Consider the following 23,183-nt stretch of genomic DNA (forward strand, 5'->3'; position numbering starts at 1 on the left):
TAACGGAGTGTTTATGGCAGTCAAGGTCCTGGTGGTGGACGATTCGGGTTTCTTCCGCCGCCGCGTCTCGGAAATTCTTTCCGCCGATCCAAGCATCCAGGTGGTCGGCACGGCCACCAACGGCAAAGAGGCGATTGATCAAGCCATTGCGCTGAAGCCGGACGTGATCACCATGGACTACGAGATGCCGATGATGGATGGCATCACGGCAGTCCGGCACATCATGCAACGCTGCCCCACCCCGGTATTGATGTTCTCCTCGCTGACCCATGAAGGCGCCCGAGTGACCCTCGATGCGCTGGATGCCGGTGCGGTGGACTTTTTGCCGAAGAATTTCGAAGACATCTCGCGCAACCCCGAGAAGGTCAAGCAGATGCTGTGCGAGAAAGTCCACAGCATCTCGCGCAGTAACCGCCGCAGCCTGTTCAGCGCGCCGACACCGACACCGACGCCTGCCCCGGCAGCGGTGGCTCCGCCGGCTGCCTCCAGCCGTGCCTCGTTCGGTCGCCCGGCGCCGGCGCCGCTTGCACGGCCTGCACCGCCACCGGTACGCACGTCGGCCCCGGCCACTGCAACGGCGCATTCGCCGGCACCCAAGCGCAAAGCCTACAAGCTGGTCGCCATCGGCACCTCCACGGGTGGCCCGGTCGCCTTGCAGCGCGTGTTGACCCAGTTGCCGGCCAACTTTCCGGCGCCGATCGTGTTGATCCAGCACATGCCCGCCGCGTTCACCAAAGCCTTTGCCGAACGCCTGGACAAGCTGTGCCGCATCAGTGTCAAGGAAGCCGAGGATGGCGACATTCTGCGCCCTGGCCTGGCGCTGCTGGCCCCCGGCGGCAAGCAGATGATGGTCGACGGCCGTGGCGCGATCAAAATCCTGCCGGGCGATGAGCGCCTCAACTACAAGCCGTGCGTGGACATCACCTTCGGTTCGGCGGCCAAGTCCTACGGTGACAAAGTTCTGGCGGTGGTGCTCACCGGCATGGGCGCCGACGGCCGTGAAGGCGCGCGCCTGCTCAAGCAGGGCGGCAGTGCGATCTGGGCCCAGGACGAAGCCAGCTGTGTGATCTATGGCATGCCCATGGCCATCGTCAAGGCGGACCTGGCCGACGCCGTGTACAGCCTGGACGACATCGGCAAGCATTTGGTGGAGGCCTGCCTCTAATGGATGTGTTGAGCCTGATCGGCATCACCATGGCGTTTGTCGCAATCATTGGCGGCAACTACCTCGAAGGCGGCCACCTGGGCGCCTTGGCCAACGGGCCGGCGGCGCTGATCGTGATTGGCGGCACCGTGGGCGCCGCGTTGCTGCAGTCGCCGATGAGTTCGTTCAAGCGTGCAATGCAGATCGCGATCTGGATCATTTTCCCGCCACGCGTCGACTTGGCCGGTGGCATCGACCGCGTGGTCAACTGGAGCCTCACCGCCCGCAAGGAAGGCCTGCTGGGGCTGGAAGGCGTGGCCGATGCCGAGCCCGACAGCTACGCGCGCAAAGGCTTGCAGTTGCTGGTGGACGGCGCCGAGCCGGAAGCGATCCGCAGCATCCTTGAGGTGGATTTCTACACCCAGGAAAGCCGCGACATCAACGCGGCCAAAGTCTACGAAAGCATGGGCGGTTACGCGCCGACCATCGGCATCATCGGTGCGGTGATGGGCTTGATCCATGTGATGGGCAACCTCGCCGACCCTTCGCAACTGGGCAGCGGGATTGCCGTGGCGTTCGTTGCCACCATCTACGGTGTGGCCAGCGCCAACCTGGTGTTGTTGCCGGTAGCGAGCAAGCTCAAGTCGATTGCCATGCGCCAATCCCGTTACCGCGAAATGCTGCTCGAAGGCATCCTGTCGATTGCCGAGGGCGAGAACCCGCGCTCCATCGAATTGAAGCTCCAGGGCTTCATGGACTGATGGATATGAACAATGACGTGTGGCCAGCGAGCTTGCTCGCTCACCCCTGTGAGCGGGGCGGTTACATAAGTGGTGTACAGAGAGGTGCCTGCCTGTGAGCCGTCGCCGCCGCGAGCCTGAAGAACACGTCAACCACGAGCGCTGGCTGGTGTCCTACGCGGACTTCATCACCTTGCTGTTTGCGTTTTTCGTGGTGATGTATTCCATCTCGTCGATCAACGAAGGCAAGTACAAAGTCATTTCCCAGGCGCTGATCGGCGTGTTCAACGACGCCGACCGCGCGCTCAAGCCGATCCCCATCGGCGAAGAGCGACCCAAGACCGTGACGCCGGCCAAGCCGCTGGTCAACGACAGTGACGAAACAGCCGCCGGCGTGGGGGGCACCAGCGACCCGCTGAAAAGCATCGCCGATGACATCAGTGCCGCGTTCGGCGACTTGATCAGCTCCAACCAGATGACCGTGCGCGGCAATGAGTTGTGGGTAGAGATCGAACTCAACTCCAGCCTGTTGTTCGCCAGCGCCGATGCAATGCCCAGCGATCAGGCGTTCACCATCATCGACAAGGTGGCGGCGATCCTCAAACCGTTCGAGAACCCGGTGCACGTCGAGGGCTTTACCGACAACGTGCCGATCAGCACCGCGCAGTACCCGACCAACTGGGAACTGTCATCGGCGCGTGCCGCGAGCATCGTGCGCATGCTCGCGATGCAGGGCGTAAACCCCGGGCGCCTGGCCTCGGTGGGGTACGGCGAGTTTCAGCCGGTGGCCAATAACGCCACGCTGGAAGGCCGCGCGCGCAACCGGCGGGTGGTGTTGGTGGTCTCGCGAAACCTGGATGTGCGCCGCAGCCTGACCGGGACCGGCACCGCCAATGCAACACCGGACGCGGCCCTGAAGCGCGCTGGCACACAAACTGCACCGGCCCCGGTAAAACCGCTGGTTCGGCAGAGTGCCGTCAATTCTCCGTCACCGGCTCAATAACCTATGCAATGTCTCGGTCGCGCTTGTGCCCACCGGGAGGAACCATCCGAATGAGAGTCTGGGCAGTTGCCAATCAAAAAGGTGGAGTCGGCAAGACCACCACCTCCATCGCCTTAGCCGGCTTGCTGGCCGAAGCGGGCAAGCGCGTGGTCGTGGTTGACCTTGACCCCCACGGCTCGATGACCAGCTACTTCGGCTATGACCCGGATGCGCTGGAGCACAGCTGTTTCGACCTGTTCCTGCACAAGGGCAGTGTGCCTGGCGACTTGCCCGGCCAATTGCTGCTGCCAACCAGCAACGAGAGCATTTCCCTGTTGCCGTCCAGCACCGCGCTGGCCACCCTGGAGCGTCAGTCGCCGGGGCAGAGCGGCCTGGGCCTGGTGATCGCCAAGACCCTGGCGCAACTGTGGCAGGACTTCGACTACGCGATCATCGACAGCCCGCCGTTGCTCGGCGTGCTGATGGTCAATGCCTTGGCGGCGAGCCAGCAACTGGTGATCCCGGTGCAGACCGAACACCTGGCGGTCAAAGGCCTGGAGCGCATGGTCAGCACCTTGGCCATGATCAACCGCTCGCGCAAGCAGCCGCTGCCGTACAGCATCGTCCCCACCTTGTTCGACCGCCGCACCCAGGCCTCCCTCGGTACCTTGCGCGTATTGCGCGACGCCTACCCGCAGAGCATCTGGAACGGCTACATCCCGGTGGACACGCGCCTGCGCGATGCCAGCCGCGCCGGGCTCACGCCTTCGCAGTTCGACGCCAAGAGCCGTGGCGTCATGGCTTACCGTGCGTTGCTCAAGCATCTGCTGTCGCAGCAACTCGTGGCGCAGGTAGCTTGATGATGAACCGCCCCGTTGAACTCAAGACCAAGACCCGGCCGCAACTGGCGCTGGAGTCCTACCTGGACGCCCTGCTGCAAGACGCGACCGCAGAAGAATTACCGGAACCGATCCTGGTGCTGGAACCGGCGGTAGAAGTGCCGCCGTCGGACGCCCTGGATGAGTTCCAGTTGGCTGTATTGGAAGAGCAGGCCCGCGATGCACACGCCGCGCCGCTGACCGTGGCGCCCGAGGCGCCGGTTGTCGTGGAAGCGCTGACGCCGCCGGTGGTGGTCGAGCCGGTGGTGCAAGTGCACCTGCCGCCCAGCATCACACCGCCGCCGGTCACCGGCGACGGTCGTCCGTCGTGGGCCGCCGAGCCGTTCGAGTGCTTGCTGTTCGACGTCGCCGGGTTGACCTTGGCGGTGCCGCTGGTGTGCCTGGGCTCGATCTATTCCCTGGAAGGCCAGGAATTGACGCCGCTGTTCGGGCAACCGGAGTGGTTCCTCGGCATCCTGCCCAGCCAGGCCGGCAACCTCAAGGTGCTGGACACCGCGCGCTGGGTGATGCCCGACCGCTACCGCGATGACTTCCGCCAAGGCTTGCAATACGTGATTTCGGTGCAGGGCTACGAGTGGGGGTTGGCGGTGCATCAAGTCAGCCGCTCGCTGCGCCTGGATCCCAATGAAATCAAATGGCGCAGCCACCGGGGCCAGCGGCCTTGGCTGGCGGGCACCGTGATCGAACATATGTGCGCGTTGCTCGACGTTGCCGAACTGGCCGAATTGATCGCCAGCGGTGCCGTCAAGGCGATGCCTGCCAACAAACGCAGTTGATTGAACAATAAGGGCCGCGCGCAAGTGTGGTCAAAAGCAGTAAATACGCCGCCTACATCGGCATCTGAAGGGGTCAGAGATATGAACAAGTCAGCGTCCGCACAAGGTTTGGATGATCCGATCCTGCAATGGGTTACCTTCAAGCTGGACAACGAGACCTACGGCATTAACGTGATGCGCGTGCAGGAAGTGCTGCGCTACACCGAGATCGCTCCGGTTCCGGGTGCGCCGAGCTACGTACTGGGCATCATCAACCTGCGCGGCAACGTGGTGACGGTAATCGACACCCGCCAGCGCTTCGGTCTGGGTACCGTCGAAGTCAGCGACAACACCCGTATCGTCATCATCGAAGCCGACAAGCAAGTGGTCGGCATCATGGTCGACAGCGTGGCGGAAGTGGTTTACCTGCGCCAATCGGAAGTGGAAACCGCGCCGAACGTGGGCAACGAAGAATCGGCCAAGTTCATCCAGGGCGTGTGCAACAAGAACAACGAACTGCTGATTCTGGTTGAGCTGGACAAGATGATGAGCGAAGAAGAATGGTCGGAACTGGAGAGTATCTGATTGTTCTTTGAGGCTGCGGTGATTGTCCTGGCCCTGTTGTGGGCCGGGACCCTGGGTTTTTTGCTGCGCTACCTGCGCCAGCAACGGGAATTGGCGATGCAGCAGGCCGAGCGCGACGCTGTGCGCGACCGGCGTGTATTGGAGCTGGTCAAGCGGGTCGACCAGTACCAGCGCAGCGCGGTGAAGGTCGGGGATGAGGTGCATGAACTGCGCGCCATTCTCGCGCCGTTGCCGGACAAACTGGTGCAGCTCGAGCAGCGTGATCCCGCCAGCCTGTCGTTCGCTCAGGCCGCGAAATTGGTCGGCATGGGCGCGACGGTGGACGAGCTGACCCAGTCGTGCGGGCTGACCCAGGCTGAGGCGCAGTTGATGAGTAAGTTGCACAAGGGCTGAGTGCGACAAGCTTGTCACTTGCTGCCGCACTTTTGCTACGGGTTCAAGGTCCACATCCTTCAAGCACCTTTGAATCCAGGAGTACCTCGTCCATGACCAGCCCCAAGGCACTGTTGATCCTCCACGGCAAGCAAGCCCTCAACGAGGGCGTGCGCGCAGCCGTGCAGGCCCGGCGTGAGCAGGGCTGGGAGCTGGCGGTACGGGTGACCTGGGAGGGGGGCGACGCCCAGCGCTTGGTCAACGAAGCCCTGGACGACGGATACACCTGCCTGATCGCCGGTGGCGGCGACGGTACCTTGCGCGATGTGGCCGAAGCGATGGCCCTGGCCAAGACCGACGCCAGCCTGGTGCTGATGCCCCTGGGCACCGCCAATGATTTCGCCAAGGCCGCCGGTGTGCCGCTGGAGCCGGCCCTGGCGCTGGCGATGCTGGACGTGCCGCCGCGGGCGATCGACCTCGGCCAGGTCGGCGGGCAGATCTTTCTCAATATGGCCACCGGCGGCTTCGGCAGCCAGGTCACCGCCAACACCTCCGAAGACCTGAAAAAAGTCCTGGGCGGCGCCGCCTACCTGTTTACCGGCTTGACGCGTTTCAGCGAATTGACGGCGGCCTATGCCGAGCTGGACGGGCCGGATTTTCATTGGAAGGGCGAGCTGCTGGCGCTGGGCATCGGCAATGGTCGCCAGGCCGGCGGTGGGCATGAGCTGTGCCCGGGTGCCATGGCCGATGATGGCTTGCTCGACGTGAGTATTCTGCCGGCACCCCAGGAGGTGGTCGGCACGTTGCGTGAGCTGATGAGCAACGGGTGGGGCCTGGACACCATGTTTGTCCGCGCGCGCCTGCCGTGGGTCCGGATCCAGCAGGCTGAAGGGCTTTACATCAACCTCGACGGTGAGCCGCTGCAGGGTGACGATCTGCGTTTTGAAGCCTTGCCCAAGGCGCTTCGTGTGCACCTGCCGCTGGGTTCGCCGCTAGTCATCCAGGCTGATGATCTGCTCGCGCACCGCGAATAACACCAGGCCCGCGACGTCGAATATCTGCAGGCGCTTCATGATTTGCGAACGGTGCGCTTCCACGGTCTTGATGCTCAGGCCCAGGCCGTGGGCAATCTCCCGGGTGGATTTGCCACGCACGATCAGGCGCAGGATCTCCAATTGGCGCGCCGTAAGGTTATGGCTGTGGCCGGCAGGCGCGCTGGTCGCCTGGTTACGCACCAAGGCCTGGTTGATCACGGTGTGGGCGATGGCCGGGCTCAGGTAGCGCTCGTTGTTGGATAAGGCCGCCAGCGCGTGTTCCAGCTCATTGGCGGTGGTGTCCTTGAGCAGGTAGCCATGGGCGCCGGCCTCCAGCGCACACATGATCAACTGCGGGTCGGTGTGCATCGACAGGATCAGCACTTTGCTCCTGGGGTAGGCGCGCTTGAGTTGCTGCAAGGCATCCAGGCCGCTGGTGTGCTTCATCGACAGGTCCAACAGGACGATATCCGGCTGCAGCGCGCTGAACTGCTCCAGCAATTGCGCGCCATCGCTGGCTTCGCCGGCCACCGCATAGCCGGGAATGTCTTGGATCAGCGCGCGTACGCCGGCCCTGATCAGTGCGTGGTCATCCACCAGCAATAATGTACAGGTCACTCGAGAACCTTAGGGGAGCTGGCCCGTTCGAGGGCGCGCGGCGCCCAGGGGAAAAGTGCTTCGATGCGCGTGCCGGCGCCAGGCTGGCTGCTCACGGACAGGGTGCCTCCCAACTGATCGATCCGCTCGGCCATGCCGGCCATGCCCCGTTGGCCTTCGCTACCTGGGTCGATGGCGGGCGAAAAGCCCTGGCCGTCATCACAGATACTCAGCGACAGCCCTTCAGGCAGGCGTTGCAGGCGAACCAGCACGTTGCGCGCCTGGGCGTGGCGCAGCATGTTGGTCACCGCTTCCTGGGTAATGCGAAAGGCCGCCACGGCCATTTCTTCGGGGATGCCGGTCAGCCGTTGCTGGCATTCCAGGCTCCAGTGCACCGGGGTGTTTGCCAGCGTCTTGAGCAAGTGCGCGCGCAGGCTGGCTTCCAGGCCCAGGCTGGCGAGCTGTCGCGGGTTGAGGATGGCGGACACGTCGCGCACCTTGGCCAGGGTCTCATTCAAGGTGTTGCACAACACGCTGCACTGGCTTTGCAGTTCGTCCGGCAGACGCCGCTTGAGCCATTCGCTTTGCAGCTTGGCGGCGGTCAGCAGTTGGCCGATATCGTCATGCAATTCGCGGCTGAGGCGGTGGCGTTCGTTTTCTTGCACTTGCAACAGGCGCTTGGCCAGTTCGTGAGGCTGGAACTTGATGGACTTGCGCGAATACCACTGCTGCAGGACCACCACCAGCAAGATAGCGAGGTTGAGCAGCAACACCATCAGCGGCAGCGGCGCGGATCGAACGTAGGCCCACAGGCTCAACAGCAGCGAGCCAAGGCACAGGGTGAGGATCAAACGGCGTGCATTGCTGCGGGACGCGGACCTGGCAATGAGTGTCTTGAGGCTGGCATTCATAGCGGATGGAGCCAATAAAGGTTCGCTGCGGGAAGACCGGTCACGGCGGCTGAGCGGTCTTGTTTGGAATACGTTATCGAGTCGTTTATTCGCATCATGAAGTTGGGTCACTTCGAGCGCAGGCATAGTACCACCACTCTTACCGTTGGTCGCCTGGTGCCATGACCGGCAGGCTTACTTGGCCGCGGTCTTGCCCCAGGCGGCATTCCCGGAGTGTAGGCAGTGAGAGGAAGTTGTCGTACTTGAGTGGGGGTGTGGTGATAAACATTAATAGCTAATTGATATCTATGCGCGCCGTTTTAACGGGTGAACAAGCTTCTGGGCTTTAAAGAACACGTGAGTTGAAGACGACCCATCAACTCGCGTGATGCAGGCGTTGCTGCGGCTTATAACTGAAGCTTTTTTGCGGAATCTGCAGGCTTACCGTGGCAATCAAGGTGGTTTGCTCGGTGTCGTCCATGCCCAGCTCACCCGTGCGGGTGTCGATCAATTCCAGTTGCCAGGCCAGCAGGCTCAAGCAGGCGTGCAACGCGTCCAGCGCCTGATCATGCAATTGCAGGGGGCTGGCGGCGTTGGCGATCAGATACTCGATATGCCGGGAGAATTCGCTGATAGCTTGCAGGGCCAGGCTGTCGGCTGTCTCGGCCAGTTTGGCCAAGCTGTTTTTCATGCACTCGATGGCATCGCTGTCGTCGCGGATCAAGTGCAGATGGCTCAAGCATTCTTCTGATTTTGCCAGCAGTTTTTCTGCTTCAATCAAGAACTCGGGGAAGGTGGTCTGCCATTCATTTGCGCTATTCATCATGCAAGCCTCCACAACATACGGTCGGGTGATGAGATGTCGCACTGGGTGGATGGCTTAAAAATAGCGCTGAAATTTGGCTTGGACCTGTAGGTCGCTTCTGATTTTTTAGTAAGACGTTTATTGGAATGACGGCAAGGGCCGTGCGTAGCCTTGGTGAGTGGGCTTTGTTGCACACCTTCACTTGCCGTGACATGGACGTCTGAAAGGCCTGTGGGCCGAGGGCTTGGCATGGCAAACAAAAGCCTGACTCCATTCATGCAATGAGAATGGCGTCACATTAATGGCTATTAGATACTGCGAATATCAGGTTTTGCCTGATTGTGCATAGGGGAACCCCTTACATAGCGGAACCTTGCGTCGATTTGAATGTCACGCAACGTCGCTGTACTGCCGTCTGGAGAGGCCCGCGCAGTAAAGCATGATGTCAGTGTGACATCAATCAATTTCCGTGGCACTTTACAGGGGGTCAAGGTCTGGCATTTGCCGCCGATAACTAGCTCAAGTGAACTGCATAATCCGTTCGCGCCACATTTCCAGCGCACATCAGGAGCATTTAATGGCCGGCATTCTCGACACCGTAGATCAACGTACGCAACTGGTGGGTGAGAATCGCCTGGAGATCCTCATGTTCCGCCTGTTCGGCCGGCAACTGTTTGCGATCAACGTGTTCAAGGTGCAGGAGGTCCTGCAACTGCCCAAGCTCACGCTGATGCCCCAGCGCCACCCTTTTGTGTGTGGCGTGGTCAACCTGCGTGGCCAGACCCTGCCGGTGATCGACCTGTCCCAGGCGATCGGCATGCGCCCACTGGTACCGGGCCCGAACAGCACCATCATCGTCACCGAGTACAACCGCTCGGTGCAGGCGTTCCTGGTCGGTGGCGTGGACCGCATCGTCAACATGAACTGGGAAGCCATCCTGCCGCCGCCGACCAGCGCCGGGCGCCAGCATTACCTCACCGCCATCAGTAAGGTCGATGACCAGTTGGTGGAAATCATCGACGTCGAAAAAGTCCTCGCCGAAATCGTGCCCTACAACGCCAAGGTCTCGCGTGAAAAACTCGAAGACCCGGTGCTGGAACGTGCCCGTGGGCGCGAAGTGCTGCTGGTGGACGACTCCAACGTTGCCCTCTCGCAACTGCGCGACACCCTGGGCCAACTGGGCGTGAAGATGCACATCGCCAGCGACGGCCTCAAGGCGTTGAACATGCTCAAGGCCTGGGCCGATGAGGGTCACGTGATGACCGACAAACTGCTGATGATCTTCACCGACGCCGAAATGCCCGAGATGGACGGCTACCGCCTCACCACCGAAATCCGCAACGACCCGCGCCTGCGCAAACTCTACGTGGTGCTGCACACCTCGCTGTCGGGCAGCTTCAACGAATCGATGGTGAAGAAGGTCGGGTGCGACAATTTCCTGTCCAAATTCCAGCCCGACAAACTGGTGGATGTGGTGCGTCAGCGACTGATGCTGGACGAAGCCTCGGCTTGACCTTAGGGTTGCACTCTTTGCCCCCAGAGGAATGCAGGCCCATGCTTCGTCTCAGCGCGTTGTACCGTTACCCCTTGAAGTCCGGCAAGGCCGAAACCTTGCAGGCTGTCGGCCTGGATAAACTCGGGCTGGAGGGCGATCGACGCTGGATGCTGGTGGACGAAGCCAGCGGGCGTTTCCTCACGCAGCGCGCCGTGGCGAAGATGAGCCAATTGTCGGCGTTGTGGAACGCTGCCGGCGGGCTCACCCTGAGTTCGCCGGGCTACCTGCCGTTGGACGTGGCGTTGCCCGGCAGCGCCAACGAACTGCGCGGCGTGACCATTTGGCGCGACACCCTGCGTGTGCCGGATGCCGGTGACGCCGCCGCTGCCTGGGTCAGCGATTTCATCGGCAAGCCGACGCGCCTGGTGCAAATGCCGCTGGAACGGGCGCGTAGCACCCAGGCGGGTTATGGCCGCGATGATGACCAGGTGGCGTTCGCCGATGGTTACCCGTTGCTGCTCATCGGCCAGGGCTCCCTCGATGACCTCTGCGCAAAAATCGGCCGCCCCATGCCGATGCTGCGTTTTCGCCCCAACCTGGTGATCGAAGGCGCTGAAGCCTTTGCCGAGGACGGCTGGAAGCGCCTGCGCATCGGCGATATCGAATTTCGTGTGGTCAAGCCCTGCTCGCGCTGCATCCTCACCACCATCGACCCTCAGACCGGCGAGCGCAGCGCCGACCGCGAACCCTTTGCCACGCTGCAAACCTACCGCAACACGCAAGAGGGCGCGATGTTCGGCCAAAACCTGGTCAACGACGGGGTAGGGCGCCTGGAAGTAGGCATGCCGGTGACTGTCCTGGAATAATTTTCAGTGCCCATAAAAAATGCCCGTCTCGCAGGAGACGGGCATTTTTTTGTTCGGTTGAACCCTCAGCCGCGGTATTCGCACAGGTAAGCGGTATCGACGGCGACCTTCAGCTGGAACTTGCTGTTGGCTGGTACGTTGAACTGGCTGCCGGCGGCGAAGGTTTCCCACTCGGCGTCAGGCAGCTTGACGATAAGGGCGCCGGAGACCACATGCATGATTTCACGCTGGGCCGTGCCGAATTCGTATTCGCCCGGGGCCATGACGCCGATGGTCGCCGGACCTTCTGCGGTGCCGAAAGCGATCGACTTGACGGTGCCGTCGAAGTACTCGTTGACTTTAAACATGGGCGATTCCTCGGAAAAAGGGTCTGAAAAGGTCGGCCAGTATGCCCAAGGCCAACGGGGCTGCCTAGACCGGCAAAATCAGCGGCAGCAGGCGCGCGGTGTTGCGCGCATCTTCGAGTGCCCGATGTTGCTGGCCATGGAACTGCATCCCCGCCAATTGCAGGGCGCCATTGAGCCCCAGGGGCTTGTCCAGGCGCCGGGCCTTGGCGAAGCGCTGCTTGAGGTTCACATGGGGCTTTTCGGTGAGTGCGCTGGCCAGGCCATTGCGCTGCCATTCGAGCTCCAACTGCGCGCGATCATAGTCGCCCCAACTGGCCCAGCCCTCCAGGCGCGGTTGATGCTGGCCCAGCCAGCGTTCGAACAGCGGCCACACCTCGGTGATGGGCGCCGCGCTGTCGATGTTCGCCTGGGTGATGTGGGTGAGCTGGCGGCAAAAAGGCGTCAGCAAGGGGCGGCGCAGCGGCCGCACAAAGCGCTGGAAGTGGTCCAGTTCGCGGCCCTGGCGGTTGACCAGGCTCGCGCCGATCTCGATGACTTCCATTTCCGTCACGGGCCAGCCGCCTTCATCCGTTGTGGCTTCAAGGTCAATAATCAGCCAATGAGGCATCGTGCAGGTTCCCGTACTCGTCTCTTCCTGATGGGGATAGAGCGTAGCCCGGCCTTGTAGTTCCGCCCAGGGCCTATTCAATCTCCAGTAAAACCTGGCGATTGCGCACCTGATCGCCGGTTGCGACTTGCACGCCTTTGACGATGCCATCAATGCCCGCGGTCAGTGGATGCTCCATTTTCATGGCTTCCAGCACCAGCAGCAGTTGGCCTTTGCTCACACGCTCACCGGCATTGACGCGCACATCGACAATGGCGCCGTCCATCGGTGCCTTGAGCGTACCGCTGCCGGCGTCGGCCTGAGGGTTGGCGACGGGTTGGGTGCGGTTGGTCAGCGCCAGGCCCGGCAGCCACAGGCGGTCGCCGTCGAGGTGGTAGGCGATGCGACGGCGAATGCCGTTGAGCACAAACGTGGCGTGACGGCCGTCGGTGGTGAGCGGCAGGGCGGCGGCGGTGACGCTGTGGATCTGGTCGTTGACCTCAAGGCGGCAGGTCCAGGGCGTGCTGGCGTTGTTGCGCCATCCCGCCAAGCCTGGGGGATGCGGGCGGGCGCTGTGGTGATAAAACAGCGCGGCGGCCAGGGCGAGTTGTTCGTCGGTCGCAGGCTGTCGGGCAATGACGCTGAAGTGCTCGGCGATAAACCCGGTGGTGAAATCGCCGCCGATAAAGCCTGGATGCGTGAGCAGGTCGGCCAACAGGCGCTGGTTGGTGGTTACTCCGAGCAGTTGCGTGTCTTGCACCGCGCGCAACAACTTGCGCCGTGCCTCTTCGCGGGTGGCACCGTGGGCGATGATCTTGCCTTGCATGGCGTCGTAGAACGGGCCGATGGTATCGCCCTCGCACAGCCCGTGGTCGATTCGCACACCGGGCGCGGGTTCCCAGCGCAGCACCTCACCGGTCTGCGGCAGAAAGCCCTGGGCCGGGTCTTCGGCGTACAGGCGCGCTTCGATGGCGTGGCCGGTCAACGTCACGTCTTCTTGGGTCAAGGGCAGCGCCTGGCCGGCGGCGATCTGCAATTGCAACTGAACCAGGTCCAGGCCGGTAATCAACTCCGTGACCGGGTGCTCCACTTGCAGGCGGGTGTTCATTTCCAGGAAGTAAAACCGGCCGTTGCGGTCGAGCAGGAACTCCACGGTACCGGCGCCCACATACGTCACCGCGCGGCCGGCCCTGAGCGCGGCTGCGCCCATGGCCTTGCGCAGCTCGGGCGTCATCACCGGGCACGGCGCTTCTTCAATGACTTTTTGATGGCGGCGCTGGATCGAACAGTCGCGCTCACCGAGGTAGATGAGGTGGCCATGGGTGTCGCCGAACAGTTGGATTTCGACGTGGCGCGGCTCGATCAGCGCCTGTTCCAGAATCAGCTCATCACTGCCGAACGCGTTCTGCGCCTCGGAGCGCGCGGTGCGCACGTGTTCCAGCAAATGTTCGCGCTGATGCACCAGGCGCATGCCACGCCCGCCGCCACCGGCGCTGGCCTTGATCATCAACGGGTAGCCGATGCGCTCGGCTTCCCGTTGCAACGTGGTGTCGTCCTGGGCGCTGCCCTGGTAACCGGCGATGCAGGGCACACCGGCGTCGAGCATGGCCAGTTTGGACAGGCGCTTGCTGCCCATCAACTCGATGGCCTCGACGCTGGGGCCGATAAAGGTGAGGTTGGCCTGCCGGCAGGCGCGGGCAAAGTCGGGGTTTTCCGAAAGGAAGCCGTAGCCGGGGTGGATGGCGTCGGCACCTGTGCGTCGGGCTGCGTCGAGGATGGCCGGGATGTTGAGGTACGACTGCTGCACCGGCGCCGCGCCGATATTCACCGCTTCGTCCGCCATTTGCACATGCAGGGCCTGGCTGTCGGCCTCGCTGTACACCGCCACGGTGCGGTAGCCCAGGGCTTGGGCAGTGCGCTGGATGCGGCAGGCGATTTCGCCGCGGTTGGCGATGAGGATTTTGTTGAATGCGGGCATTGGGTTATCCCTCGGGTTATACGGGTGTCTGTTCCGGCCTCATCGGGGGCAAGCCCCCTCCCACATTTGAAACGCGTTCCCCTGTGGGAGAAGCGTTGCGACGATTCGACTTGCCCCCGATGGCGTCATTTGCACCACCCAGGCTTGCGCTTCTGCACAAAAGCCTGGGTCCCCTCAATCCCTTCTTCACCGGTCACCGCCTCGGCAAACCACTGCGCCGCCTGATCCAGCAGCGGCCCCAACGGCTGTTGCGCGCTGGCCAGCAACAGCGCTTTGGTGCGCGCATTGGCCTTCGGCGCGCACTGCAACACCTGGCCCAGCAACGCGTCCAATCGCTGCGCCAATGCCTGTGGATCGCTTTCGGTAAAGTGCACCAGCCCCAACCGCTCGGCCTCGACCCCATCAAAGCGCGCTGCCGTCAGGGCCAGTCGTCGGGCCTGGGTGAGGCCGATGCGCTTGACCACGAACGGTGCGATCTGCGCCGGCAACAGGCCCAGGCTGGTTTCCGGCAAGCCGAACTGCGCCTTGTGGTCGGCAATGGCGATATCGCTGACGCATGCCAGGCCAAATCCACCGCCCAACACCGCACCTTGCAGCACCACGATCACCACCTGCGAAACGGCTTCGACCTCTTGCAACAAGGCGCCGAAAGCTCGGTTTAATGCGGCCAGCTGATCGCCCGCCGTAACCAGGTCCTTCACATCCGCCCCAGCGCAGAAGTGTCCGCCCGCGCCGCTGATCACCACGGCCCGCACCTGGCTGTCCAATTGCGCCAGGGCCGTGCGCAGTTCGTTGACCATCTGCAGGCTCATGGCGTTGCGGCATTCCGGCCGGTTGAGGGTAATGTGCAGCACGCCGTTGTGCGGTTCGAGCAGTAGAGTGTTCATGGTTTTTCCCCGGCAGGGTGCCCATCAGTTTGCAGATGATGCCCAGCATGATTTCGTCGGCGCCGCCGCCGATCGACACCAGGCGCACGTCGCGATAGGCCCGCGCTACCGGGTTGTCCCACATAAAGCCCATGCCGCCCCAATATTGCAGGCAGCTGTCACTGACTTCGCGGCCCAGGCGCCCGGCCTTGAGTTTGGCCATGGACGCCAGGCGAGTCACGTCCTGGCCCTTGATGTATTGCTCGGTGGCCTGGTACACCAGCGCCCGCAGGCATTCGATTTCGGTGCTCAGTTCGGCCAGGCGAAAGTGGATCACCTGGTTGTCGATCAGCGCCTTGCCGAAGGTCTGGCGCTCCTTGCAATAGTCGATGGTGCTGTCGATGCAGTGCTCCAGGCCCTTGATCATGTTGGCCGCGCCGAACAGGCGTTCTTCCTGGAATTGCAGCATCTGCATCATGAAACCCGCGCCTTCATGGCCGATGCGGTTGCGTTGTGGCACGCGCACGCCATCGAAGAACACCTGGGCGGTTTCGGAGCTGTGCATGCCGAGCTTTTCCAGGGGCGGGCTGACGCTGACACCGGGGGTGTTCATGGGCACCATGATCAGTGATTTGTTGATGTGCGGCTTGTCGTCGGAGGTGTTGGCCAGCAGGCAAATGAAGTCGGCGCTGGGCGAGTTGGTGATCCACATTTTGCTGCCGTTGATCACGTAGTCATCGCCATCCTTGCGCGCGTGGGTCTTGAGCCCGGCCACGTCGGAGCCGGCGCCGGTTTCCGAGACCCCGATGCAACCGACCTGCTCGCCACTGATGGCCGGGCGCAGGAATTGCTCGCGCAGCTCATCGGAGCCGAAGCGGGCGAGGGCGGGGGTGCACATGTCGGTCTGCACGCCGATGGACATGGGAATGCCGCCGCAATGGATGGTGCCGAACTCTTCGGCGGCGACAATCGAGTAGCTGTAGTCCAGGCCCATGCCGCCGAACTTTTGCGGCTTGCAAATGCCCAGCAGGCCGAGGTCGCCGGCCTTGCGGAAGATCTCGTGGATGGGAAAACGCCCGGCCTTTTCCCATTCGTCCACATGGGGGTTGATCTCGCGGTCAACGAAGGCGCGCACGCTGCGGCGCAGTTCCTGGTGTTCCTGGGTGAAGATCATGGTTTTTGTTCTCCTGTTAGAAACGCGCCACGCCGAAGCTGTTCGGTTGCAATTGCCGTACTTCGGCCTCGTGGCAGATATCCAGCAAAAAACCGAGCAGCGTTCGCGTATCCCGAGGATCGATCAGCCCGTCGTCCCAAAGGTTCGCGCTGCCATACAGCGCAGTGGACTGGCTGTCGAGTTTCTGCGCGGTGACCTGCTCCAGCATGTCTAGCATCTTGGGGTCGGGCACCAGGCCGTCCTTGAGTTGCTTGGCCTCGGTGACGATACGCAGCACCTTGCCTGCCTGCGCCCCGCCCATCACCGCCGTGCGGCTGTTGGGCCAGGCGAAGATAAAGCGCGGGTCGAGGCCGCGGCCGCACATCGCGTAATTGCCGGCGCCGTAGGAGCCGCCCACCACAATCGTGAGTTTAGGCACCCGTGCATTGGCCACCGCCTGGATCATCTTCGCGCCGTGCTTGATCACCCCTTGCTGCTCCGATTCGGTGCCGACCATGAAGCCGGTGGTGTTATGCAGGAACAGCAGCGGCGTGCGGCTCTGGTCGCACAGCTGGATAAACTGCGCGGCCTTGCTGGCGCCCTTGGGCGTGATGGGGCCGTTGTTACCGATCACGCCGACGGCGCGACCCTGGATGTGCAAATGGCCGCAGACGGTGTGGGCGTCGAACTCACCCTTGAATTCGAGGAAGCGCGAGCCGTCGCCCAGGCGCGCGAGGATCTCGCGCACGTCGTAGGGCTTTTTCGGGTCATCGGGGATCAATCCCAGCAGTTCGTCGACGGGGTACAGCGGTTCTGTGTAGGTGCGTTGTGGCGCTGCCGGCAGGCGATCATTCCACGGCAGCAGGCCGACGATCTCCCGTACGATGCGCACGCCGTCGGCGTCGTTTTGCGCCAGGTATTCGGCGGTGCCGGCGGTTTGCGCGTGCATCTGGGCGCCGCCCAGTTCTTCATCGGTGGCCACTTCACCCGTCGCGACCTTGAGCAGGGGCGGCCCGGCGAGGAACAGTTTGGCCTTGCCGCGCACCACCACCACGTAATCCGACAACCCCGGCTGATACGCCCCGCCGGCCGTGGCCGAGCCATGCACCACGGTGATCTGCGGCAAGCCCATGGCCGACATGCGCGCCTGGTTGGCAAAGCTGCGCGCGCCTTCGACGAAGATCTCGGCGGCGTAGTTGAGGTTGGCGCCGCCGCTTTCGGCCAGGGTCACCACCGGCAGTTTGTTTTCCAGGGCGATCTGTTGCAGGCGCAGGGATTTTTTCAGGCCGGTAGGGGAGATGGTGCCGCCCTTGATCGCGCTGTTGTTGGCCACCACCAGCGTGCGCACCCCGCTGACATAGCCGATACCGGCGATCAACCCGCCACCGGCGGCGCTGCCGTCCTTGTCGTCATGCAGCTTGTAGCCGGCCAGGCTGGCCAGTTCCAGGAACGGCGCCCCAGGGTCCAGCAGCAGGTCCAGACGCTCGCGGGGCAGCAATTGGCCGCGTGTGTCGAACTTGGGCTTGGCTTCCTGGGCTTTGCTCAGCAGGTTCTGCTCCAGTTGGCGCAGGTGCTGGAGGCTTTCCAGCAGGGCCTGGCGGTTCTGCGCGAACTGCGGGCTGTGCGGGTCGATCAGGCTTTCAATCACCGGCATGCGCTATTGCTCCGTCTTGAGCACATCGGGTAGATACGCCCGATGAAAACCATTGAAGGGCTCGCTTGGCGGCTGCGCCTTGTGCAGCGGCCAGGCGCGGCTGCCCAGGCTGGCGGCGCCGTCGATGCGCAGGGTGCTGCCGCTGATGAACGCGGCGGCGGGGCTGAGCAGGAACACAATGGCGGCGCTGACTTCCGATTCGGTGCCGATGCGTTTGAGTGGCACATGTTCGCGCAAGGTCGGGATCACTGCCTTGAATGCGCCTTCGTAGGTGTCCATGCCGCTGGATGCGATCCAGCCTGGCGCTACGGCGTTGACCCGCACGCCGGCGCAGGCCCATTCGACGGCGGCGGTCTTGGTGAAGTTGTCCATGCCCGCGCGCGCCGCGCCCGAGTGGCCCATGCCAGGCATGCCGCCCCACATGTCGGCGAGCATATTGACGATGGCGCCGCCGTGCGTGCTCATCGACTGGTTGAACACTTCCCGCGCCATCAGGAAGCCGCCCACCAGGTTGGTGCGCAGTACGGTTTCAAAGCCCTTTTGATTGATCGAGGCAAGCGGCGAGGGGTACTGGCCCCCGGCATTGTTGACCAACCCGTGCACGGGGCCGTGCTCGTTGATGATCTGCGTGACCAGCGCCGTCACCGCCTCTTCGTCGCGAATATCACAGGCGTGCCAATGGGCGCTGCCACCGTCCTCGGTGATTTCCTGCGCGACCTGTTGCAGCTTTGGCGCCTTGCGCCCCACCAGAACCACGCGGGCGCCCAGGGCTGCCAGCTCGTGGGCGGTGCACCGGCCAATACCGCTGCCGCCACCGGTGACGATCAGGGTGTGCCCCTGGAAAAGGTCGGCTTTGAAGATCGAGTCGAAAGCCACGGCAGCGCTCCTTATTTGAATTGATCGGCGATGTGTTGCGGCACCGCGATGGGGATTTCCAGCAACTGCTGGGCGAAGGCCTTGCCTTGCGGGTCGATGCGCAAGCTGGCGATACCGCCGCCGCCCAGGGCGTTTTCCAGCAGGAAATTCAGGCTGTGGCTGCCGGGCAGGTACCAGCGCTCGACGCGGCCATACACGGGGTCGAGGACGTGGCTCATCCAGTCGACGACGACTTGTGGGGTCAGCGTTTCGGCGATCCACGGCAGGTACTCGGGCTGGCGGGCGATCACGCCGATATTGCTGTGGTTACCCTTGTCGCCGGAGCGCGCCACCGCGAGTTTCACCAGCGGCACGCTGGCGTCGGCGCAGCCTTGCGCGGTTGGCGGATCAAGTGGCGCTGCGGGAGTGGCCAATACGGTAGCGGCAGGCAAGGTGCAGGGGTGGCGCTTGCCTTCGAACTCGATCAGCGGCTCACACAGGGTTTTGTCGACCAGGAACGAAAACAGCCGAATCAACGGATACACCGTGGGCCGCCCGCCGACGATGCCGGTGAGCCCCGGCGCCATGCCCGTGGCGGCCTGGGCGATTTCGCGGGCGAACAGCACCAGTGCCTGCTTGCTCGGGTGCCGCACCGCCAGTTTCATCACCACCTCGCGGCAGTCGTGGCGCCGGGCGTGGGCGCCATAGGTCGCTTCGCTGCCCAGCAGTTCTATATTCACGTCGGTGTAAGGCGCCCAGCCGCGTTGGCTGAACAGCTGCGAGGTCTTGTGGATGATCGCCTGGCTGACGCGCTCGGCCTTGGCCACCGCGTCGATCCCGGCGATCAGGCAACTGGCGGTGCAGCGGAATCCGTCGGGGTAGGTGGCGCTGACCTTGTACTGGTCGGTCGGCGGCAGCCCCTTGGCGCCGCGCAGGTGAACGCGGTTCTCCCCTTGTTGCTGCAAGGTGACCTGGCTGAAATCGCAGATCACGTCGGGCAACAGATACGCGCGCGGGTCGCCGATCTCATACAGCAGTTGTTCGGCCACGCTGAGTTCGCTGATCAGCCCGCCACTGCCGTCGACTTTAGCGACGGTGAACGAGCCGTCGGCGCTGACCTCGACGATGGGAAAACCGATGTGCTCGTAGTCGGGCACCTCGCGCCAATCGGTGAAGTTGCCGCCGGTGCATTGGGCGCCGCATTCGATGATATGGCCGGCGAGCGCGGCCTGGGCGAGCTGGTCATAGTCATGCCATGCCCACTTGAATTCATGCACCAACGCCGCGCTGACGACCGCACTGTCGACGACCCGGCCGGTGATGACGATGTCGGCGCCCAGCGTCAAAGCCTGTGCGATGCCCGGAGCACCGAGGTAGGCATTGGCCGATACGCACACCGGCGGCAATGGCGCGCCGCTGAACATGTCGCGGATATTGGGCAATTGCTTGAGTCGGGGGTGCAGGTCATCCCCGAGCAATACCGCGATTTTCAACGCGATGCCGGCCTTGTCGCAGGCCGCTTGCAGGGCGGTGGCGCAGGCCTGGGGGTGGATGCCGCCGGCATTGCTGATCACGCGGATGCCCTGGCGCTGGATCTCGGCCAGCAGCGGCGTGAGCACTTCGACGAAATCCGTGGCGTAACCGGCCTGTGGGTCTTTCATCCGCGCACCGGCGAGGATCGACAGGGTGACTTCCGCCAGGTAATCGAACACCAGGTAATCCAGCGCGCCGCCGTGTACCAACTGCGCGGCGGCGGTGCAGGTGTCGCCCCAAAAGGCACTGGCGCAGCCGATACGAACCGTCTTGCTCATGAGAAATCCTTCCTCGAGTGGCTGGCGATGAGACTACCAAGCAAGCGCTTGGTTTGTAAACATTGGATACAAGTTTCACCCAAGCGCTTGCTTGGTTGGCCGGCACCGCCTAAATTGCCGGCCAAGACGTCAGTAGAAGTAAAGGAGAGCAGCATGGATGAGCAAACAGCCCTGCGGGTGATGCGCACCATGGTCGACGGCGGGCAATTGACCGACCCCGACAGCGCCCGGGGCAAGTTGCTGCAAACCGCGGCTCACCTGTTTCGCCACAAAGGCTTTGAACGCACCACCGTGCGCGACCTGGCAGGCGCGGTGGGCATTCAGAGCGGCAGCATCTTTCATCACTTCAAGAGCAAGGATGAGATCCTGCGTGCGGTGATGGAGGAAACCATCCATTACAACACCGCGCTGATGCGGGCTTCGCTGGAAGAGGCCGGCACCGTGCGCGAGCGTGTGCTGGCGCTGATTCGCTGCGAATTGCAGTCGATCATGGGCGGCAGCGGCGAGGCCATGGCGGTGCTGGTGTACGAATGGCGCTCACTGTCGGCCGAGGGCCAGGCCCAGGTCCTGGCCCTGCGCGACGTGTATGAAGAGCTCTGGTTGCAGGTACTGGGGGAGGCCAAGGCGGCCGGCTACATCAAAGGCGATGTGTTTATCGTCCGACGTTTCCTCACCGGCGCGTTGTCCTGGACCACCACCTGGTTTCGCGCCGAGGGCAGCCTGACCCTTGAGCAATTGGCCCAAGAGGCGCTGTTGATGGTGCTCAAACCTGACTGAGGCGCAAGCTATTAATTTGCCGACGGAAAGTTGTTTCGCCAGGCAAAAACGCCTAGCTTATCGCCATCAATGTGTTGAACGGTGTGTGCCTTGATGTTATCGCCATGGCGGTTGGCTGCAGGACTTACTTTATGGGCACTGGGCACCGCGTGGTGGATGCCGGCTTCGGCTGCGCAACTGGTACGCATCGGCGCGGCGCATTTTCCGCCCTACACCGTGCGCCCGGAGCAGGGCGCCGACACCGGTTTGCTGCCGCAATTGGTCGAGGCCCTGAATGCCTCGCAAAGCGACTACCAGTTTGTGCTGGTGCCCACCTCCATCCCCCGACGTTTTCGCGATTTCGAACAAGGCCGGGTCGACATGGCGATTTTCGAGAACCCCGATTGGGGCTGGAAAAACATTCAACACACAGCCGTCGACATGGGCCTGGAAGATGCGGAAGTGTTTGTCGCGCAGCGCAAGCCAGGTCGTGAGCAGCGCTATTTCGCTGACCTCGATGGCAAACGCCTGGCAGTGTTCAGTGGTTATCACTATGCCTTCGCTCACTTCAACCCCGACCCCAAGTACATGGCCGAGCACTTCAACGCCACGTTGACCTACTCCCATGACAGCAACCTGCAAATGGTCGCCCGTGACCGTGCTGATATCGCCTTGGTGACCCGTTCTTACTTGAGCGACTTCATGGTGCGCAACGCCGCCATAGCCGGCACGTTCCTGGTCTCGCAGCGCATCGACCAGGTGTATCACCATTACGCCTTGCTACGGCCCGGGGCGCCGATTACCGGCGAAGCGTTCAGCGCCATGCTCAAGCGTTTGCGCGACAGCGGCCAGATGCTGAAAATTTTCGAGCCGTACCGCATCGATGTGATGGCAGTACCCTGATCGGCTAAATTTGTGCACGCGGCTCACGTCACTTCTTTATCCAGTCGACGCTACCGTGAGCCCTCTCCATGTCCAATCCGAATGACCCGTCGGTCTTGCCCTTGCCGGCCGGGCCGGCCCTGAATGCCGATGAAACCGAAAACCACCTGAGCCTGACCCTGGAAGGCCAGCCACTGGCCCGCTTGCGCCTGGAGCGCGGCGACGAACTGCATGTGCATTGGCAGCAACCCGGCGAGGTGCCGTCCGCAAGGGCGTTGTGGGCCGCCTGCTATTGGTTGTTCGCCAAAGAGCCGACCCGCCAGCGCCTGGCCTGGCACCTTGAACATGTGCCGGAGGATGCGTTGCGCAGCGGTTTGCTGCGGACCACCGAGATTGCCGGGCAGTATCACTGTAAGCGCACCCTGTTTTGGCAACTGCCCCAGCCGTGGCTCGGGCATTCCCCTGCTGGCAGTTACCCGCAACAGATGGTTATCAGTGCCGGCAAGCGCCACCCTGCGCGCCCGCCGAAACCACGGGGTGAGGTTTATCGCCGTTTCGACGCGCGCCTGGGTGCCTGGATTTCCCTGCGAACCGTGGAGATTGACGTCGACCTGGCGCGCTTCAATCGCTGGCAGAACAGCCCGCGCGTGGCGAGTTTCTGGCAGGAAAGCGGCAGCCTGCAACAGCATCGCGAGTACCTGGACAAGCTTGAGGCCGACCCGCACACCCTCACCTTGATCGGCTGCTTCGATGACGAACCCTTTGCCTATTTTGAAGCGTACTGGGCCAAGGAAGATCGCATCGCACCGTTCTACGACGCCGCTGACTACGATCGCGGCATCCACATGCTGGTAGGCGAGGAGCATCATCGCGGCCCGCACAAGGTCGCCAGTTGGCTATCGGCGCTGGTGCACTACTTGTTACTGGATGACCCGCGCACCCAGCGTGTGGTGGCGGAGCCGCGTGCCGACAACGCGAAGATGATCGGCCATATGCACAACCAGTGTTTCCACTGCGAAAAGGAGTTCGACTTCCCGCATAAGCGCGCGGCGCTGATGCTGCTGGGGCGCGAGCGGTTTTTTGAGCGGTGTGGGTTAGCGTGAAGGGGCGCTGATCGTTCCCGTCGTGGGA

Annotated in this window: 23 protein-coding genes and 1 pseudogene; 13 read left to right on the forward strand and 11 right to left on the reverse strand. The window is 62.8% G+C overall.

The annotated features are described in order from the left end of the window. Nucleotides 1-13 precede the first annotated feature (13 nt). The 8 genes from AB4O23_RS12425 (at nucleotide 14) to yegS (ending at nucleotide 6,511) form a co-directional block, all read left to right on the forward strand. Nucleotides 14-1,165 carry a protein-glutamate methylesterase/protein-glutamine glutaminase gene (locus AB4O23_RS12425; RefSeq protein WP_017527638.1) on the forward strand — a complete coding sequence of 384 codons (1,152 nt, stop codon included), beginning with the start codon at nucleotides 14-16 and terminating at the stop codon, nucleotides 1,163-1,165. Next, on the forward strand, nucleotides 1,165-1,905 hold the full coding sequence (locus AB4O23_RS12430) for a flagellar motor protein (protein ID WP_017527639.1): 741 nt from the start codon (nucleotides 1,165-1,167) through the stop codon (nucleotides 1,903-1,905). The genes AB4O23_RS12425 and AB4O23_RS12430 overlap by 1 nt, the downstream gene beginning before the upstream one ends. A gap of 94 nt (nucleotides 1,906-1,999) precedes the next feature. Next, complete coding sequence (gene motD, locus AB4O23_RS12435) at nucleotides 2,000-2,887, forward strand: flagellar motor protein MotD (protein ID WP_017527640.1); 888 nt, start codon at nucleotides 2,000-2,002, stop codon at nucleotides 2,885-2,887. 50 nt (nucleotides 2,888-2,937) lie between these two features. Further along, nucleotides 2,938-3,726 carry a ParA family protein gene (locus tag AB4O23_RS12440; protein WP_017527641.1) on the forward strand — a complete coding sequence of 263 codons (789 nt, stop codon included), beginning with the start codon at nucleotides 2,938-2,940 and terminating at the stop codon, nucleotides 3,724-3,726. A 2-nt stretch (nucleotides 3,727-3,728) separates the two neighbouring features. Next, complete coding sequence (locus AB4O23_RS12445) at nucleotides 3,729-4,541, forward strand: CheW domain-containing protein (protein ID WP_026067243.1); 813 nt, start codon at nucleotides 3,729-3,731, stop codon at nucleotides 4,539-4,541. 81 nt (nucleotides 4,542-4,622) lie between these two features. Then, complete coding sequence (locus tag AB4O23_RS12450; protein WP_010208785.1) at nucleotides 4,623-5,105, forward strand: chemotaxis protein CheW; 483 nt, start codon at nucleotides 4,623-4,625, stop codon at nucleotides 5,103-5,105. Next, nucleotides 5,106-5,498, forward strand: coding sequence for a DUF2802 domain-containing protein (locus AB4O23_RS12455; RefSeq protein WP_017527643.1), 393 nt, complete (start codon nucleotides 5,106-5,108; stop codon nucleotides 5,496-5,498). A 92-nt stretch (nucleotides 5,499-5,590) separates the two neighbouring features. Further along, entirely contained in the window at nucleotides 5,591-6,511 is a 921-nt protein-coding gene (gene yegS / locus AB4O23_RS12460; RefSeq protein WP_135196171.1) for a lipid kinase YegS, read from the forward strand. Here the strand turns inward: yegS and AB4O23_RS12465 are convergent. The 3 genes from AB4O23_RS12465 to AB4O23_RS12475 form a co-directional block, all read right to left on the reverse strand. After that, on the reverse strand, nucleotides 6,470-7,129 hold the full coding sequence (locus AB4O23_RS12465) for a response regulator transcription factor (protein WP_017527645.1): 660 nt from the start codon (nucleotides 7,127-7,129) through the stop codon (nucleotides 6,470-6,472). The genes yegS and AB4O23_RS12465 overlap by 42 nt on opposite strands. Further along, entirely contained in the window at nucleotides 7,126-8,019 is an 894-nt protein-coding gene (locus AB4O23_RS12470; protein WP_460089808.1) for a sensor histidine kinase, read from the reverse strand. Before AB4O23_RS12470 ends, AB4O23_RS12465 begins: the two co-directional genes overlap by 4 nt. 355 nt (nucleotides 8,020-8,374) lie before the next feature. After that, nucleotides 8,375-8,824 (reverse strand): hypothetical protein, encoded by a 450-nt coding sequence (locus AB4O23_RS12475; RefSeq protein WP_017527647.1) that lies wholly within the window; start codon nucleotides 8,822-8,824, stop codon nucleotides 8,375-8,377. Nucleotides 8,825-9,380: 556 nt separating this feature from the next. On the opposite strand from AB4O23_RS12475, the gene AB4O23_RS12480 reads away from it, so the two are divergent. Together AB4O23_RS12480 and AB4O23_RS12485 are read left to right on the forward strand one after the other, a co-directional pair. Next, nucleotides 9,381-10,316 (forward strand): chemotaxis protein CheV, encoded by a 936-nt coding sequence (locus tag AB4O23_RS12480; RefSeq protein WP_017527648.1) that lies wholly within the window; start codon nucleotides 9,381-9,383, stop codon nucleotides 10,314-10,316. Between the two features lie 41 nt (nucleotides 10,317-10,357). Continuing rightward, the gene (locus AB4O23_RS12485; protein ID WP_137219826.1) at nucleotides 10,358-11,164 is read left to right on the forward strand and encodes an MOSC domain-containing protein; all 807 of its coding nucleotides are present in this window, start codon (nucleotides 10,358-10,360) and stop codon (nucleotides 11,162-11,164) included. Between the two features lie 65 nt (nucleotides 11,165-11,229). On the opposite strand, the gene ppnP is transcribed toward AB4O23_RS12485, so the two are convergent. The 8 genes and pseudogenes from ppnP to AB4O23_RS12525 form a co-directional block, all read right to left on the reverse strand. Continuing rightward, entirely contained in the window at nucleotides 11,230-11,511 is a 282-nt protein-coding gene (gene ppnP / locus AB4O23_RS12490) for a pyrimidine/purine nucleoside phosphorylase (RefSeq protein ID WP_017527650.1), read from the reverse strand. Between the two features lie 64 nt (nucleotides 11,512-11,575). After that, the gene (locus AB4O23_RS12495) at nucleotides 11,576-12,118 is read right to left on the reverse strand and encodes a 3'-5' exonuclease (RefSeq protein WP_017527651.1); all 543 of its coding nucleotides are present in this window, start codon (nucleotides 12,116-12,118) and stop codon (nucleotides 11,576-11,578) included. A gap of 73 nt (nucleotides 12,119-12,191) precedes the next feature. Next, nucleotides 12,192-14,075 carry an acetyl/propionyl/methylcrotonyl-CoA carboxylase subunit alpha gene (locus tag AB4O23_RS12500; RefSeq protein ID WP_017527652.1) on the reverse strand — a complete coding sequence of 628 codons (1,884 nt, stop codon included), beginning with the start codon at nucleotides 14,073-14,075 and terminating at the stop codon, nucleotides 12,192-12,194. Nucleotides 14,076-14,200: 125 nt separating this feature from the next. Then, nucleotides 14,201-14,962: an enoyl-CoA hydratase/isomerase family protein gene (locus AB4O23_RS12505; protein ID WP_017527653.1), complete on the reverse strand. Its 762-nt coding sequence runs from the start codon at nucleotides 14,960-14,962 to the stop codon at nucleotides 14,201-14,203. Between the two features lie 4 nt (nucleotides 14,963-14,966). Beyond that, nucleotides 14,967-16,115 (reverse strand): annotated as a pseudogene (gene atuD, locus AB4O23_RS12510) (citronellyl-CoA dehydrogenase); the annotation flags it as partial. A 16-nt stretch (nucleotides 16,116-16,131) separates the two neighbouring features. Beyond that, nucleotides 16,132-17,748: a geranyl-CoA carboxylase subunit beta gene (gene atuC, locus AB4O23_RS12515; protein ID WP_460063387.1), complete on the reverse strand. Its 1,617-nt coding sequence runs from the start codon at nucleotides 17,746-17,748 to the stop codon at nucleotides 16,132-16,134. 3 nt (nucleotides 17,749-17,751) lie between these two features. After that, nucleotides 17,752-18,624 (reverse strand): SDR family oxidoreductase, encoded by an 873-nt coding sequence (locus AB4O23_RS12520; RefSeq protein ID WP_017527656.1) that lies wholly within the window; start codon nucleotides 18,622-18,624, stop codon nucleotides 17,752-17,754. Nucleotides 18,625-18,635: 11 nt separating this feature from the next. Next, entirely contained in the window at nucleotides 18,636-20,414 is a 1,779-nt protein-coding gene (locus AB4O23_RS12525) for an acyclic terpene utilization AtuA family protein (protein WP_065876512.1), read from the reverse strand. A 153-nt stretch (nucleotides 20,415-20,567) separates the two neighbouring features. Between AB4O23_RS12525 and AB4O23_RS12530 the strand changes: the two genes are divergently transcribed. The 3 genes from AB4O23_RS12530 to AB4O23_RS12540 all read left to right on the forward strand — a co-directional run bounded on the left by AB4O23_RS12530 (nucleotide 20,568) and on the right by AB4O23_RS12540 (nucleotide 23,155). Beyond that, nucleotides 20,568-21,191 carry a TetR/AcrR family transcriptional regulator gene (locus tag AB4O23_RS12530; RefSeq protein ID WP_017527658.1) on the forward strand — a complete coding sequence of 208 codons (624 nt, stop codon included), beginning with the start codon at nucleotides 20,568-20,570 and terminating at the stop codon, nucleotides 21,189-21,191. A gap of 93 nt (nucleotides 21,192-21,284) precedes the next feature. Then, nucleotides 21,285-22,073, forward strand: coding sequence for a substrate-binding periplasmic protein (locus tag AB4O23_RS12535; protein WP_083221583.1), 789 nt, complete (start codon nucleotides 21,285-21,287; stop codon nucleotides 22,071-22,073). Between the two features lie 68 nt (nucleotides 22,074-22,141). After that, nucleotides 22,142-23,155 (forward strand): GNAT family N-acetyltransferase, encoded by a 1,014-nt coding sequence (locus AB4O23_RS12540; protein ID WP_135196167.1) that lies wholly within the window; start codon nucleotides 22,142-22,144, stop codon nucleotides 23,153-23,155. Nucleotides 23,156-23,183: the final 28 nt, after the last annotated feature.

Source organism: Pseudomonas sp. H2_A10 (assembly GCF_054680085.1).

Bases quoted from the DNA above. Each gene is read 5' to 3' on its own strand.
- AB4O23_RS12425 (WP_017527638.1), top strand. From the start codon at position 14: ATGGCAGTCAAGGTCCTGGTGGTGGACGATTCGGGTTTCTTCCGCCGC.
- AB4O23_RS12430 (WP_017527639.1), top strand. From the start codon at position 1,165: ATGGATGTGTTGAGCCTGATCGGCATCACCATGGCGTTTGTCGCAATC.
- AB4O23_RS12440 (WP_017527641.1), top strand. From the start codon at position 2,938: ATGAGAGTCTGGGCAGTTGCCAATCAAAAAGGTGGAGTCGGCAAGACC.
- AB4O23_RS12445 (WP_026067243.1), top strand. From the start codon at position 3,729: ATGAACCGCCCCGTTGAACTCAAGACCAAGACCCGGCCGCAACTGGCG.
- AB4O23_RS12450 (WP_010208785.1), top strand. From the start codon at position 4,623: ATGAACAAGTCAGCGTCCGCACAAGGTTTGGATGATCCGATCCTGCAA.
- yegS (WP_135196171.1), top strand. From the start codon at position 5,591: ATGACCAGCCCCAAGGCACTGTTGATCCTCCACGGCAAGCAAGCCCTC.
- AB4O23_RS12470 (WP_460089808.1), bottom strand. From the start codon at position 8,019: ATGAATGCCAGCCTCAAGACACTCATTGCCAGGTCCGCGTCCCGCAGC.
- AB4O23_RS12475 (WP_017527647.1), bottom strand. From the start codon at position 8,824: ATGATGAATAGCGCAAATGAATGGCAGACCACCTTCCCCGAGTTCTTG.
- AB4O23_RS12480 (WP_017527648.1), top strand. From the start codon at position 9,381: ATGGCCGGCATTCTCGACACCGTAGATCAACGTACGCAACTGGTGGGT.
- AB4O23_RS12485 (WP_137219826.1), top strand. From the start codon at position 10,358: ATGCTTCGTCTCAGCGCGTTGTACCGTTACCCCTTGAAGTCCGGCAAG.
- ppnP (WP_017527650.1), bottom strand. From the start codon at position 11,511: ATGTTTAAAGTCAACGAGTACTTCGACGGCACCGTCAAGTCGATCGCT.
- AB4O23_RS12495 (WP_017527651.1), bottom strand. From the start codon at position 12,118: ATGCCTCATTGGCTGATTATTGACCTTGAAGCCACAACGGATGAAGGC.
- AB4O23_RS12500 (WP_017527652.1), bottom strand. From the start codon at position 14,075: ATGCCCGCATTCAACAAAATCCTCATCGCCAACCGCGGCGAAATCGCC.
- AB4O23_RS12505 (WP_017527653.1), bottom strand. From the start codon at position 14,962: ATGAACACTCTACTGCTCGAACCGCACAACGGCGTGCTGCACATTACC.
- atuC (WP_460063387.1), bottom strand. From the start codon at position 17,748: ATGCCGGTGATTGAAAGCCTGATCGACCCGCACAGCCCGCAGTTCGCG.
- AB4O23_RS12525 (WP_065876512.1), bottom strand. From the start codon at position 20,414: ATGAGCAAGACGGTTCGTATCGGCTGCGCCAGTGCCTTTTGGGGCGAC.
- AB4O23_RS12530 (WP_017527658.1), top strand. From the start codon at position 20,568: ATGGATGAGCAAACAGCCCTGCGGGTGATGCGCACCATGGTCGACGGC.
- AB4O23_RS12535 (WP_083221583.1), top strand. From the start codon at position 21,285: ATGTTATCGCCATGGCGGTTGGCTGCAGGACTTACTTTATGGGCACTG.
- AB4O23_RS12540 (WP_135196167.1), top strand. From the start codon at position 22,142: ATGTCCAATCCGAATGACCCGTCGGTCTTGCCCTTGCCGGCCGGGCCG.